The sequence below is a fragment of the Marinobacter sp. 1-3A genome (assembly GCF_016597775.1).
Taxonomy (GTDB): domain Bacteria; phylum Pseudomonadota; class Gammaproteobacteria; order Pseudomonadales; family Oleiphilaceae; genus Marinobacter; species Marinobacter xiaoshiensis.
Genome location: NZ_VCGZ01000007.1, coordinates 84019 through 97913 on the forward strand (window position 1 = coordinate 84019; position 13895 = coordinate 97913).

General features: G+C 54.6%; 13 protein-coding genes. 5 read left to right on the forward strand and 8 right to left on the reverse strand.

The window, feature by feature from the left end:
• Nucleotides 1–17: 17 nt before the first annotated feature.
• The 3 genes from FE848_RS12340 to FE848_RS12350 all read right to left on the reverse strand — a co-directional run bounded on the left by FE848_RS12340 (nt 18) and on the right by FE848_RS12350 (nt 3246).
• Complete coding sequence (locus FE848_RS12340) at nt 18–680, reverse strand: GntR family transcriptional regulator (RefSeq protein WP_200203344.1); 663 nt, start codon at nt 678–680, stop codon at nt 18–20.
• Between the two features lie 86 nt (nt 681–766).
• Nucleotides 767–2197 (reverse strand): cardiolipin synthase, encoded by a 1431-nt coding sequence (cls, locus tag FE848_RS12345; RefSeq protein WP_200203346.1) that lies wholly within the window; start codon nt 2195–2197, stop codon nt 767–769.
• A complete protein-coding gene (locus FE848_RS12350; RefSeq protein ID WP_200203348.1) occupies nt 2197–3246 on the reverse strand; it encodes an AraC family transcriptional regulator in 1050 nt (349 codons plus the stop codon). Before FE848_RS12350 ends, cls begins: the two co-directional genes overlap by 1 nt.
• Nucleotides 3247–3645: 399 nt before the next feature.
• Here FE848_RS12350 and FE848_RS12355 point away from each other — a divergent pair, with 399 nt between their 5' ends.
• The 4 genes from FE848_RS12355 to FE848_RS12370 all read left to right on the forward strand — a co-directional run bounded on the left by FE848_RS12355 (nt 3646) and on the right by FE848_RS12370 (nt 7122).
• Nucleotides 3646–4449, forward strand: coding sequence for an alpha/beta fold hydrolase (locus FE848_RS12355; protein ID WP_200203350.1), 804 nt, complete (start codon nt 3646–3648; stop codon nt 4447–4449).
• Nucleotides 4450–4487: 38 nt separating this feature from the next.
• Nucleotides 4488–5570: an SMP-30/gluconolactonase/LRE family protein gene (locus FE848_RS12360; RefSeq protein WP_200203352.1), complete on the forward strand. Its 1083-nt coding sequence runs from the start codon at nt 4488–4490 to the stop codon at nt 5568–5570.
• Nucleotides 5570–6034 (forward strand): acyl-CoA thioesterase, encoded by a 465-nt coding sequence (locus tag FE848_RS12365; RefSeq protein WP_200203355.1) that lies wholly within the window; start codon nt 5570–5572, stop codon nt 6032–6034. Before FE848_RS12360 ends, FE848_RS12365 begins: the two co-directional genes overlap by 1 nt.
• A gap of 104 nt (nt 6035–6138) precedes the next feature.
• Complete coding sequence (locus tag FE848_RS12370) at nt 6139–7122, forward strand: NADP-dependent oxidoreductase (RefSeq protein ID WP_200203358.1); 984 nt, start codon at nt 6139–6141, stop codon at nt 7120–7122.
• Nucleotides 7123–7144: 22 nt separating this feature from the next.
• Here the strand turns inward: FE848_RS12370 and FE848_RS12375 are convergent, their stop codons facing one another.
• The 3 genes from FE848_RS12375 to FE848_RS12385 all read right to left on the reverse strand — a co-directional run bounded on the left by FE848_RS12375 (nt 7145) and on the right by FE848_RS12385 (nt 11873).
• Nucleotides 7145–9097, reverse strand: a complete 1953-nt coding sequence (locus FE848_RS12375; protein ID WP_200203361.1) for a cation:proton antiporter — start codon at nt 9095–9097, stop codon at nt 7145–7147.
• Nucleotides 9098–9118: 21 nt separating this feature from the next.
• Nucleotides 9119–9910, reverse strand: coding sequence for a tRNA cyclic N6-threonylcarbamoyladenosine(37) synthase TcdA (gene tcdA, locus FE848_RS12380; RefSeq protein ID WP_200203363.1), 792 nt, complete (start codon nt 9908–9910; stop codon nt 9119–9121).
• A gap of 187 nt (nt 9911–10097) precedes the next feature.
• Nucleotides 10098–11873 (reverse strand): acyl-CoA dehydrogenase C-terminal domain-containing protein, encoded by a 1776-nt coding sequence (locus FE848_RS12385; protein ID WP_200203376.1) that lies wholly within the window; start codon nt 11871–11873, stop codon nt 10098–10100.
• 198 nt (nt 11874–12071) lie between these two features.
• Here FE848_RS12385 and FE848_RS12390 point away from each other — a divergent pair, with 198 nt between their 5' ends.
• Nucleotides 12072–12494: an SDR family NAD(P)-dependent oxidoreductase gene (locus tag FE848_RS12390; RefSeq protein ID WP_200203378.1), complete on the forward strand. Its 423-nt coding sequence runs from the start codon at nt 12072–12074 to the stop codon at nt 12492–12494.
• 107 nt (nt 12495–12601) lie between these two features.
• Here the strand turns inward: FE848_RS12390 and FE848_RS12395 are convergent, their stop codons facing one another.
• A complete protein-coding gene (locus FE848_RS12395) occupies nt 12602–13240 on the reverse strand; it encodes a ChrR family anti-sigma-E factor (protein WP_200203381.1) in 639 nt (212 codons plus the stop codon).
• Entirely contained in the window at nt 13237–13836 is a 600-nt protein-coding gene (locus FE848_RS12400) for a sigma-70 family RNA polymerase sigma factor (protein ID WP_200203649.1), read from the reverse strand. Before FE848_RS12400 ends, FE848_RS12395 begins: the two co-directional genes overlap by 4 nt.
• Between the last annotated feature and the right edge of the window lie 59 nt (nt 13837–13895).

Here is a 13895-nt window from a genome sequence, read left to right on the forward strand (position 1 = left end):
GTCGACCCGGCAGGCAATTAAGTGCCAGAAACTGCCTCACATACTTGCTGGCACTGCTGAACTGCATAACGGTGGAGCACGGAGACGAGTCTGTGTTCATCTCTGTCCCGGAGCGCACCGATAGATTCCCGCATGTGCTCAAGGTTGTCTTCCAGAACCCGTTTGCCGCCCCTCTTGAAAGCGACGAAGGCGCAACGCCTGGCGGAGGGCCATAAGTCCTCAATTGCCGATACGATAAAGTAGTTGTCCGCGTAGGCTAGAGACGCTTTGGTGTACTCAATGCCCAGATCCAGAAATGCCATCAGGTCATTGTTGTGATAGTGGTCTTCCATTTTCTGGTTGAGCTGCTCCAACCGCTCCAGGTCTTCGGTTTGCCACTGGCGAGCAAGCTTGCACCCGGTATGGCATAGATACAGCTCCAGTGTTTCGTAAAGGCTGCGCACAAAAAAATCATCCAGCTCTGTTACAAAGGCGCCTTTGCGGGGCACGTTTTTCACCAGATGGCGCTTTTCGAGAAGTAAAAGACCCTCCCGGATCGAACCGTGGCTGACCTCCATTTTCTTGGCCATGGCGGCTTCGTATATGCGCTCACCGGAATCAAGTTGGCCGAAAACGATCAGGTTCTCGATGTGGCGGGCGACCTGTTCGGTCAGTGTCACTTTAGGTTGGAAGGCCTTCATGGATGATGGTCGCTGGGCTTGGTTGAAAGAATGAAGGGAATAGTCGCATATTCACCCATTGCGGAGCCAGCGCACCGGAGGCCTGGTCAGAGCAGAGGTGCCAATAGACGCACTGCGCGGCAGGTCAGCCGGAACGCAATGGAGCGCCCCTGGTAATCCTCCTGCGTCATTTTGCGACAATAGGAAAGATCCTCCGTGAGCATGGCATCCACATCGGAAACAAACGTTTGTGAGGTGTTGATAGCCATTATCTCGAAGTTCAGGCGCATGGAGCGGTTGTCCAGGTTTGCTGTGCCCACAGCGGCATAGTGATTATCCACGAGAACAACTTTCTGATGCATGAAGCCGGGCTGGTAACGATAAATGCCAATGCCTGCCTGGCTGGCTTGAATCAAGTAGGAATAGGCCGCCAGACCAACCAGCCGGCTGTCTGATTTTTCCGGAATCATGATTCGCACGTCTACCCCTCGCAGGGCTGCGAGCTGCAGTGCGTTCACAACCTGAACGTCTGGAACAAAGTAGGGTGACGCAATCCAGATGCGGGATTGGGCATTATTGATGCAGCTCAGGAAAAACAGCGTGCAGGTTTCCCACGTGTCTGCCGGGCCTGTGGGGAGCACCAGAACCTGTTCATTACCAGGCAGCCTATCCTTCGGAGTCCAGTCCAATTGGGGAAACTCATTACTTGCCCAGTTCCAGTCTTCCAGCCAGGCAAGCTGTAACCCGGTTACGGCCGGGCCTTCTATCCGGCAATGAGTGTCTCGCCAGAACCCTTGGCCCAGTGCAGTGCCCATATACTCATCGCCGAGGTTGATGCCTCCGATAAAACCGATTCTGCCATCGCAAACCAGCAGCTTTCTGTGGTTGCGAAAGTTGATCTGAAACCGCAGGCGCCGAATGTTACCGTCACCAAACGACGCCACTTTGGCGCCGGCTTTTGCCAGTTCATTCAGGTAACGTCGGGATAGCCCGAAACTGCCCACGTCATCGTAGAGAAACCATACCTGCACACCCTCGGAAAGCTTTTTCTCCAGCGCCGTTTTGATGCGCTGGCCAATTTTGTCTGAGCGTACAATGTAAAACTCAAGAAGAACATAAGACGTGGCGTTCTCAATAGCCGTAATCAGTGCCTCAAATGTTGCTTCGCCATCCCTCAGCAGCGTGCATTTGTTGCCCTCGGTGAACGGCTGACGTCCGAGCTTGCAAAGAACCTGCATCTGCTTGTCAAGATCTTGCTGCTCCGGCATGGAAAGGGATGTGGTGTGCTGTTCGAAGCGTGTGAGCAGGGCCGTGAGGGACTTGTCTCCCATGCGTCGCGCTTTGACGTACCCGCCGAAGCGCGAACGTCCGAAAACAAAGAAAAGCGGCACCGCAATATAGGGTAAACCAAGCAGGCCAATGATCCAGGCGATGGCGCCCTGGGTCGTGCGGTAGGTCAGCAGAATCCTATAAATACAGGCTGCTGAGCCCAGATAAAGCAGACTGACAGCGATGGCAACTAATGATGTATCAGGCATTATTCATCCGATTTCACAGTAAGGTGCTGCTCGCGGTACTGGGCCGGAGCCATGCCCGTCCAGCGTTTGAATGCGCGGCTGAACGCACTCAGCTCGGAGAACCCGAGAAGAAATGCGATTTCACCCAAAGCGTATTGGTCTGACGCAACGTAACGCAGAGCCTTGTCCTTACGCACATGCTCTACTAGCTCATGAAACCTGTAACCTTCCTTTTTCAGCCTCCGGTACAGGGTCTGGCGACTCATGTGAAACTGCCGGGCCAGAGTATCTGCATCAATCTTGTCGGTCGCCATCTGGCGAGATATCAATTTGCGTATCTTGCGACTGAAAGAACGTCGGGTTTGCAGGCGTGCCATCAGGCCGTTGACCTGTTTGAGAACGGCTGAATACACATAAGGGTTGCGATGGGGTATTGGGTGACTCATGTGGCGACTGTTGATGGCCAGTCGGGTTACGGCAGCCCCGAATACCACTGGACCACCCAGGAGGGTTTCATATTTATCGGCATAATCCGGGCGTGGGTGGGCAATTTCTGCCCACTCTACTGTCAGCCCGGGATAGATAAAATGCCGGCCTCGCGATAAGGCAGCCGCAACCGTACGATCCATGTCCTGGCGACAATAGTGTTCGGGCGAGTCAGCTTGCCAGGTCAGGATGGCGAGATCGTCAGTCTGCTCGAAACTCAAAATCACTGATTCGTTAATAAGCCTGTGTAAACGCACATATTGGGTGACTGCTTCGCCCAAGGTATCGCAATTGAAGAATACATGTCCCACCAACCCCATGCGCTCCGGGTCAATAATCTGGCCAGCTTTCAGGCCTACCGCCGGGTCGCCCGTGACCCTCTCGGCATGATCCCACAGGCGGTAGTGCGCCTGCGCAGGTACGCGCCTGTCTGGTTCTCTGAGTGCTGACAGGTCCATACCAAGAATTTGCTCAACCCGTTGCCTGTTCAGCACACCCTGGCGATTCAGGTAGTGAGCCAGCGCCAGCGTGCTGGATGCAGCAACAAAGGGTGTTGTTGTCGTGTTAATAGGCGTTTGGGTCACATTTACTGGCTCATTAACGGGTTTTCATGGATTTGTTACAAAATGTCAAGCGATTGGGACAGTCTGTCAACGCGCTTCATCTCTTGTAACGATAGCATTTAAGGCACAGGTTGAAGTAATGGATAACTCATCAAGGAGATGTTTTATGAAACCAGTCATTTTTGTACCGAGCACAGAGTTTGAGCGCAGAAACGTAGCAGCGCTGGCAGAATATCTTGGCGAGATTTACTACTGCTAATTGCTCAGTAAGTGAGCTTATGACTTTTACAGCCGGGCTCTGCCCGGTTTTTTTCTGCCCGAAGAAAGCCCTACCGACAATCCTTCCCCTTGCTAGCCTGACTGGCAGTGTTAATGTAACGGAATCTGAACCTTGTGATACCTGACGGAGACAGCCTGCCCATGAGTGCAATACTGAACCATCGAATTACCGGAGAAGGTGCCCCAATTATTCTGCTGCACGGCCTGTTCGGAGCTCAGGAAAACCTGGGTGCGATTGCCCGGAAATTCCATACGGACTGGCAGGTTCACGGCCTGGATTTGCGCAACCATGGCAGTTCCTTTCATGCAGATACAATGGACTACCCTTCCATGGCTGAGGATGTACTAGCCTACATGGACGAGAAAGGGCTTGATAAAGCCTGCCTCCTTGGGCACTCAATGGGTGGCAAGGTTGCCATGCAGGTCGCTTTGCAAGCGCCGGAGCGGGTGGAAAAGCTGATTGTTGCCGACATTGCGCCGGTAACCTATAAAGCACGGCACGATGCGATTCTTGAAGGCATGATGCGGGTTGATCTTGCCAGTGTGCGCTCCCGCCGTGATGCCGATAAACAACTGGCTGAGTTTGTAGAGATACCTGGTGTCAGGCAGTTTTTGCTGATGAATCTGGAGCGTATTCCAAATGAAGAGCAGCCAAAAGATGGCTCCGTATATCGGTGGCGCCTGAACCTGGAGGCGATAGAGGCTTGTTATACCAACCTGGCCGCCGCACCCGAGGGCGATACGCCCTATAAGGGGCCAGTGCTGTTTTTGAAGGGCGCTGATTCGGCTTATATTCAGGAAAAGCATCGAGAGGAAATTAACCGACTGTTCCCCAGGGCTCAACTGACCGAGATTGAAGGCACCGGGCACTGGCTGCATGCGGAAAAGACGGACACCTTTGTGGCCTTGTGTCAGCAGTTTTTGAGTGGTGAAGAAGCCGTATAAGCTTCTTAAAAACAACAACAAGCAAACAGGTTGAACGTATGAAATGGTTGATGGGTGGGTTAGTAGTTCTGTTTATTTTACTGGGTGGCCTTTTTATGGCGCCATCACCTATTGATGCCAAAGCCTGGCAACCGCCTGTCCCGGAGGCCATGACCGGCTTGCTTACCCCGAACGAGCATCTGCGGCAGGCAGATTTACTGGCAAAAGGCCAGGTGTATGGCCCGGAAGACACCGCCGTTAACTCCGAAGGTGTGGTTTTTGCGGGCACCCAGGATGGTTACATTGTGCGCGTTCTCCCCGATGGGCAGGTTGAAAACTGGCTGTCTACCGGAGGCCGTCCCTTGGGCATGGTGTTTGACCAGAATGGCAACCTGATTGTTGCGGATGCATGGAAAGGCCTGTTGTCCGTTACGCCTGACGGTGACATCACCGTATTGAGCACTGAAGCCGAAGGTGTACCCTTCCGGTTTACAGATGATCTGGATATCGCGCCTGATGGTCGCATTTATTTCTCAGATGCCAGTTCCCGCTTCTACCAGCATGATTACCTGCTCGATCTTTTTGAAATGCGGCCCCACGGCCGGCTTTTGCGGTATTCACCGGAAACCGGTGAAACTGAGGTACTGTTGAGAGACCTGCATTTTGCCAACGGCGTTGCGGTGGCACTGAGGGGTGATTACCTGCTGGTGAATGAAACCTGGAAATACCGTATCCACAAATACTGGATAAATGGCCCAAAAGCCGGCCAGACAGAGATTTTTGCAGAAAACCTGCCAGGTTTTCCCGACAATCTGGCAGTGGATGAACAAGGCAGGTTCTGGGTAGCCTTTCCCACACTTCGGAATGCCAATATTGATACCTTGCACCCCAAACCCTGGCTCAAAGAACTGGTTGCCAAACTGCCGCAGAGCTTTCAGCCCGCGCCTCAGGAATACGGCCTGGTGGTAGCGTTTAATGGCGAGGGCGAGGTGATCGCCAGTCTGCACGACACCGAGGGCAAACATTTGCAGGAAATTACTTCGGTTAACCCCCACGGCGATTACCTGTATTTTGGCTCATTGCACAATGATCGCATCGGGCGTTTGTCGTTACAGGATGTTCCGGGCCTTGGAGAGCAGTAATGACTGAAAATAAGCCAATACAATGGGATCTTCCTGACCCTTTTACCCTTGATATTCTGGTGGTTGAGGCCGATACCGACGAGTTGGGGCATGCAAACAACGTGGTCTATGTGCGCTGGCTCGAAGACGTCAGCTGGGCGCACATCAAGAGTCTCGGTATGACCTGGGAGCTGCACGAGGCCACCGGCAAAGCCATGGCGATTACCCGCACAGAGATCGATTATCTTGCGTCTGCCAACCCCGGTGACCGGCTGATTTTGGGCACCTGGCTTACGGGCTTTGACGGCCGTTTTCGTTCTGCGCGGCAGTTCCAGTTGGTGCGGCCAGCCGACGGGAAAACTCTGGTGCGGGCAATGTCGACTCACGCTTGTGTGGACCTGAAAACCCAGCGCCCCTCCCGGGCACCAAAAGAATTTGCCGACATTTTGCAAGCGGCCAGCGTAGCAGGCGGGAAAGGCTTGTAGATTGGTTGTCAGTCACTATTGCCGTCAACTTCTGGTAGTCTGAGAAGAGAATAAGCCCCCTCAACCAAATCAGTCACTATCATCACCTTTTTGCGGAGATACCCATGGATACCCCTATTGACCATAATTCTGAATCGTCCATGAAGAAGGTGGTCTACCACCAGTTTGGTGAGCGTGATGTTTTGGAAGTTGTCAGCTCAGATATTCCATCACCGCAACAAGGTGAGGTGCTGATTCGCGTTCACGGCGCCGGGTTGAATCCTATTGACTGGAAAACCCGCAAGGGTTTCGGATTTGTAGCCCAGCAGATAGAGAGTTCTTTACCATGGACCCCAGGCTACGATGTGGCTGGCGAAGTTGTTGCGATCGGAGATGGCGTAACCACGCTGGCTCCCGGCGACCGGGTTATGGGGCTGGTGGGTTTTCCATTGAATGGTGGGGGCTATTCCGAATACGCGCTGGCGGCGGCAGATGAGTTGGCCGTTGTGCCCGAGGAGCTTGATCTCGTAACCGCAGGCGCCTTGCCACTGGCGGCACTCACGGCCTGGCAGGCGCTGTTTGAAGTAGCTGAGCTTGAGCAGGGCCAGAAGATACTTGTGCACGCCGGTGCTGGCGGTGTGGGGCACTTGGCGGTGCAGTTTGCACTGGCACACGGCGCGCATGTTATTGCCACGGCCTCTGCAGGCAATCGCGACTTCCTTGCAGAGTTGGGTGTGCACGAAGTAATCGACTACAACACCACAGATTTTGCTGACGAATGCTTTGGGCTGGATGTTGTGTTGGATCTGGTTGGCGGTGAGACGGGCAAACGCTCTCTGCGCACCCTTGGGGAGAGTGGCATCCTGGTTACTATTCCTACGGTCACAGCCGATGAGGTTATAAGTGCTGCCGAAGCCCAGGGGCTGAAGGCCTACGGCATGACCGTGCGCCCGGATGTGTTTCACCTTGATGAAATTGCCGAACTGATTGAAGACGGTGATGTAAAGGTGCACATTGAGAAGGCTTTTAAGCTGGATCAGGCGGCACAAGCCCACGAACTACTTGAGGGTGGGCATGTGCGGGGCAAGCTGGTTCTGGATTGCAGCTAACCCTGAAGTACTTTTGCTGAATTCAGCTTCTGGGGGACGAGCTTTCTGTTGAGGAATCGCCCTCTGAAGCTGAGGGCTCCTTCCCGGGGGCCGAGGGCTCTTTGCCCATGGCCGAAGGCTCCTTACCCATAGCTGAAGGCTCTGCTCCTTCCCCATTGCTTTCCCTGCTTTTCCGCTCTTTGCGATCCTGTGGTGGCACCAGGCTTATCAGGATCCAGTCATCATCTGGTTTCAGGTCATCCATGCTGCGCACTGGTTTGATGCGGCTCTTGCTGTCAAATACAAACAGTATCAAGGCCTGTCCCTGGTACTTCACCAGAAAGTCGTTGTATCCAAACTCTTCGCTGAGCTGGGTGGTTTTTACCGTGTACCCCTGGCTCGCCAGGCTCGCAAGTTTGGCGTAGCTCACGTCGTCGAACAGGCCGCGAGTCATCTGAATCTTCCCTGCGGTCTGGTGCCGTGCCTTCTGATCCTGGTCGCCTTCCGAAAGGCTGAATACGCTGGTGTCACCGAACCAGTCCAGGAAGTGGTATGTGGCCAGCGAGTTCATGTGCTTGTACGGAGAGATAACCAGCAGGTTGCCGATTCCAGTGAGATCAAGGTGAGTTGAGGCATGCTCGGAAATCGGGTTACCGAAATACACCTTCAGGTTGTCCATCCGCGCCTGGCGCACGTTTTCCCAGTTGGTGTCCGCTAAAGCTACCGGAACATCATGTTTTTTGAGAGCCTGCCCAATCATACGGGCCACCGGGTTAGCGCCTAAAATCAGGAAGCCATACTCAGCCGGCTCAGTGACTTTCAGCAACCGGGCGATAGGCCGTGCAGTCAGGCTTTGCAGCGTAACTGTGGCAATAATCAGTACGAACACCATGGGTACAAGGGCGGCTGCGCTTTCGTAGCCCAGGTTTTGAAGCTGGAAGGCGAACAGGGCAGAAACAGCAGCCGCAACAATGCCTCTTGGTGCAATCCAGCTTAAGAACAGCTTTTCCCGCAAGTTCAGATCAGTGCCTATGGCCGAAAGAAACACGCTGAGTGGCCGTGCGACCAGCATCAGAACAGCGAGAACCACGGCCAATCCCCAGCCCAGATCCGCAATGGCAGCAAACTCCACCCGGGCGGCGAGGATGATAAACAAAGCCGAAATCAGCAGTACGCTCAGGGACTCCTTGAACTCCAGAATGCTGTCTACAGAAACCTGCTTCATATTGGCCATCCAGATGCCCATGACCGTAACGGTGAGCAGGCCGGACTCGTGGGCCATTTCATTGGAGAAAGCATAAACACCCAGCATAAAGGTGAGTGTTGCGGCGTTATGCAAGTAGTGCGGCATCAGGTGCTTGCGCAATACCAGTCCGTTCAGATAACCCGCCAGAGCGCCAGTGGTGAAGCCGATGACCAGGGTTTTACCGAAGATGTACAGGGAATGGCCGAACACGTTGCCCTGGCCCCATGACACTATGCCCTCGAATACCAGAACCGCTAACAGGGCACCTACAGGGTCGATAATGATGCCTTCCCAGCGCAGGATATTGGCCAGCTTGGCGCTCGGGCGCACAGAGCGAAGCAGGGGCGCGATAACGGTTGGCCCTGTGACAACAGAAATTGCACCAAAAAGCATGGCAACAGCCCAGGAAATCTCCAATACCCAGCGTGCAGCCAGAGTGGCAATAATCCCGGTAACAACAGAGCCAACGAATATGAGATTGCGGGTCATTTTGCTGTGCCCGCGAATCTCATCAAAGCGCAGGGTCAGGCTGCCTTCGAACAGAATGATGGCAACCGCCAATGAGACCATGGGAAATAGCAGGTCACCGAATACTTCGTCGGGCTTCAGAAAACCCAGTACCGGGCCCACAAGAATGCCGCCGGCAAGCAGAAAAAGAATGGCAGGCACGCGCACACGCCAGGCAAGCCATTGAAACGACAGTGAAAGAATACCAATGATGGCAAGAATCAGGACTGTGCTGGCTGGCATAAAGATCTGGAACCCGTGTGATTATTGGTTAGCGCGTTTTGCAATGCGATTTAACAGCCGGGAAGCTGCAAACAGGCCAAAGCTGGCCGTAACAGGGCAGGCAGCGCCAAAGCCGGTAGCGCAGTCTAGCCGTGTGGGCCCCGAAGTTGCAGGCTTTTGCAGGCAAATTTCGCCATCTCCGGCAGGATATGTGAGTTGTTCAGTTGAGTATACGGCCTCGATCCCAAATCGCCGCTTTGGATTACGAGAAAAACCGTATTCCCGGCGCAGAAGATTACGAACCTTCGCCAGTAACGGATCCTGTGTGGTTTTGCTGAGATCTGCCACCAGAATTTTAGTGGGGTCTGTTTGGCCGCCCGCGCCTCCGGCGCAGACGATGGGGATCTTGCCCCGCTGACAGTGGGCAATCAGGGCCGCCTTGGGTTTCACGCTGTCTATGGCGTCTACCACGGCTGTCATGTCCGGGGTGATCAGCTCGGTCAGGTTTTTCAGAGTGAGAAAGCCAAAGTGAACACGGATATCGGCATGGGGATTGATGGCTTTCAGCCGATCCGCCATGGCATCGGTTTTTGTGCGCCCGTACTGGCCTTCCAGAGCATGGAGCTGGCGGTTGGTGTTGGACACACAGATATCATCCATGTCGACCAGTGTGATGGTGCCAATGCCACTGCGTGCTAATGCCTCCGCCGCCCAGGAACCAACTCCGCCCAAGCCAATTACTGCAACGTGGGCATCGCGGAAGGCGTGCAGGGCGCGGCGCCCATACAGGCGTTCGATGCCGCCAAAGCGGAGAGCGTAGTCGTCGGTGTTCATGAGTTCTCCGTTTGGGTCCGGGCACTAGCCGGATGAAATCAGGGGCGCGATTATACCCTAGTGCCTGAGCAGACATAAAATACCAGCAAAAAAGCCACGCAAGGCGTGGCTTTCGGGGTGTTAATCCGGGATTGGAGACTATGAAGGCAAGACGCCGCAACCGGATATCAAGCTCCAGGGCCTGTGCTCAGGCAGCCCAATGATCATCCCCCAGATCCATCAAGGTGTCTTTTCCACTTTCTATGTCGCTGAGCAACCAGTGAATTTCCGGCAGCAGCTTTTCAAAATAGAAGCGGGCAGACACCAGTTTGGCCTCCAGCAACGGCTTGTTGCCTTCTCCTGCCGCAAGCTGCTGACTCGCCACATTGGCCATGCGCGACCACATATAGCCGACAACCGTCAGCGCCATCAAACGCAGGTAGGGTGTGGCGGCTGCGCCGGCCTGCTCAGGATCTCTCGGGGCGTTGGTTGCCAGCCACATGGTGGCTTTTTCCAGTGCGCCCATGGCGCCTTTGAGATCTTCGCGATGAGGCGCTTCCGGGTTGTCCTTCAGGTGAGTCGCCAACACGCCAAACAGGGTGCGTACCAGCTGCCCGCCTTTCAGGCTCAGTTTCCGGCCTACCAGATCCATGGCCTGAATGCCGTTTGTGCCTTCGTAGATGCGGGCGATGCGGCCATCCCGAACCAGTTGTTCCAGCGGCCAGTCGGTAGTGAAGCCAGAGCCACCAAGCACCTGCAGGCCAGTGTTGGCATTATTGGCGCCTTCGTCGGTTAGGAAGGCCTTAACCACAGGTGTCAGCAGTTGTACCAGGTCATCCGCCGATTCCCGTATTGATTCATCCGGGTGGGCCACTGACAGATCCAGTTGATGGCCGGTAAACAGTGCAAGGGCTCGCATGCCTTCGTTCAGAACCTTCTGGCGCATGAGCATGCGACGCACATCGGGGTGCACGATAATCGGGTCGGCCGGGCCATCCGGGTTTTTCGGGCCGCTCAGGGAGCGGCTTTGCAGGCGTTCCTTGGCAAACGCGAGGCTTTCCTGATAGGCCATTTCCGCAAGCCCAAGACCCTGCATGCCAACCATCAGGCGAGCCTCGTTCATCATGGTGAACATGGAGCGCATGCCTTTGTTGGGCTCACCCACCAGCCAGCCCTTGGCACCCTCAAAGTTCATCACGCAGGTGGCGGAACCCTTGATGCCCATCTTGTGCTCCAGACCGCCACAGAACGCAGGGTTGCGCTCGCCGGTATCAGGCAGGAATTTGGGAACGATAAACAGGGAAATGCCCTTGGTGGTGTCTGGTGCGCCGGGCAGCTTGGCCAGAACCAGGTGCACAATGTTGTCAGTCAGGTCGTGCTCACCGCCGGTAATCCAGATTTTGGTGCCTTCAATGGCGTAGCTGCCGTCATCATTTGGCGTGGCGCGGGTGCGAATCATGCCCAGATCGGTGCCACACTGAGGCTCGGTCAGGCACATGGTGCCTGTCCATTCTCCGGAAACCAGTTTTTCCAGATAGGTCTGCTTCAGCTCATCGGAACCGTGGGCGTGCAGTGCGCTTATGGCTCCGTGGGTCAGGCCGGGGTACATGCCCAGAGATAAGTTGGTGGAGCACACCATTTCATCCACAACAAATTTCAGAGTGTGGGGCAGGCCTTGGCCACCAAATTCTACCGGCGCATCCAAAGCTGTCCAGCCGCCTTCCACAAACTTTTTATAGGCTTCCTTGAACCCTTGTGGTGTTTTCACATCGTGGGTTTCCGGGTTGTAGTGGCAGCCTTCGCGATCACCGGTCTGGTTGGTTGGCTGAATCACTTCGGCAGCCAGTTTGCCGGCCTCGTCAATAACGGCAGAAATCAGATCCGGTGTGGCGTCGGCGTATTTGTCCAGCTCGTGTAGCCGGTCGACACCCAGTACATCAAACAACAGAAAGCGAAGATCATTTGCTGGAGCCTGGTATTGCATGAACACTCTCCTTGGTGAGTCTTGTTGGCCCTTGTGGGCTTTTTCGACCGTATGAGCAGGCTGCGGCAGTTGAGCCGGAGCTTGGGGTTGATGTCATTACCAATTCATACGGCTGTTTTAATTCCGTGGTTCACCGATTTATTGGGTCTGAGGCAGCAATTTTTCGTATATCGTTCATAAGTAGGTGGAGGGGCGAATATGAAACTAATAGTGGTGGCCGGCATGTCCGGCGCGATTGGTTATGCACTGGCAGAAGCGTGTTTGGCCCGTGACGAGGAGTCCCGGGTGATTGGTCTTTGTCGTGAGCCGCTGAAGGTGCCGGAGCCACTGCGCAGCCACAGCCGCGTGAACCTGTTGGCGTGGGACGCAGAAGAGGAACAGTCACCTCAGAAGGTTGCACTGGCGCTGGAAAAGGTTATTCCGGCGTCCCGGGGCATAGATACGTTCTTGTACGCCGCAGGCTTGCTGCACAATGATGACATTTTCCCCGAAAAGCGCCTGGAAGACCTGAAAGCGATGAGTATGGCTCGGGCTTTTGCCGTGAATGCAACGGGCTTTGCCACTTTGGCTCAGGCGTTGTTGCCGTGGCTAAGGCACCGTGAATTTGTTGTCGGTTATTGAAGGAATAACACCGATGGAAAATGGTTGCTTTTTGAGCTGGGATGGCTCGGTTTTGCCCTGGTAGAGGCCAGCCAAAGTCGCACTCAGCAAATGGGTGTGAGAAAAAATCAGCGTATAAACGGATTCAGCAAACGAGTGAAGGTGCCAGTCAGTTTGACCGGAGCACTCAGCACCGAGAGCGTAATGCAGTCCTCTGAACCAAGTGCGACAGGCTTGTGCTCATCCTGTTCGGTCAGAACCACAAAATCCCATTGGCTGAATACACCTTTATGGTCGGAGAACATTCCCTGCAGCACGATGGTTGTTTCAGTACCACGGTGTGTGTGAGCGGGGGCCTTACCCCCGGCTACCAGCTTCTGCAGGACAACCTGTTCATTCTGGCCCGGAAACTTCCCGGTAATATCCAGAACGCTGACATCCCCCAATTGCCGTTTCCAGGGCAGATTGTTTATGTCTTCACCCAGCAATTTTTGTAGCAGGCTCGTCTTGGGCTGCATTTTTACTTGCGGCCTGGGTTCTGTTGAGCTGTCTATTCTCGCGAGGATGTCATCGAACATCGTTCCGGAAACGCTGACTTTCGGCTGCTTTTCCATCACCACAGCACCCAGGCTGTCGAGGGTGTCTACCTGGCAGCGGCACTGTGCGCAGTTGTCGAGATGGAGGCGGATGCAAAGAGCATGGGGTTCGCTCAGGTTGCCCGCACTGTATTCCATCAGGCTCAGGCTATCGGGGTGATGCCGTGTCATACGTTCTGATCCTGCAAAATCACTTTCAGTTTGCTCAGAGCAAGGCGCACCCGGCTCTTTACTGTGCCCAAGGGAATGTTCAGTTCGTCTGCCACCATCTGGTGGGACTTCTGCTCCATATATACCTTGGCAATGACTGTAATCTGGTCTTCTGGCAACTGGCTTAGCGACTCTCTGACGCGACGCTCGGACATGAGACGGTGCAGTGAGGTGACCGGCTGATTGTCGTCTTCTCCGGGAATCTGCCATAGATCTTCGGTTTCCACTGCCATCTCCACACTGGAGCGACGCATCTTGCGCAACATATCGATGCGCTGGTTACGTGCGATGGTGAAAATCCAGGTAGAAGCTGCGGCTTTTTGCCAGTCATACAGGCAGGCCCGGCGCCAGATAGAAACGAACACTTCCTGAACCAGTTCGTCTGCGTGGCTGGCCATGCCATTAGCCATGGCGTAATACTTCAGCTGTGGCGCGAAGTGCTCAAATAAAGAGTGGTAGGCTTGGCGATCCTGGCTTTTCCCCACTTTCACCAACAGCTGGCTCCAGGGGTCCTTTCGGCCCTCGGCACGTGCTGGCTGTTGATCCAGTGTGGTCACCGGACGCTCCTTGACAGTTGCATGGTCTATGTTTGTTACGTTACTCATTCGATGCACTC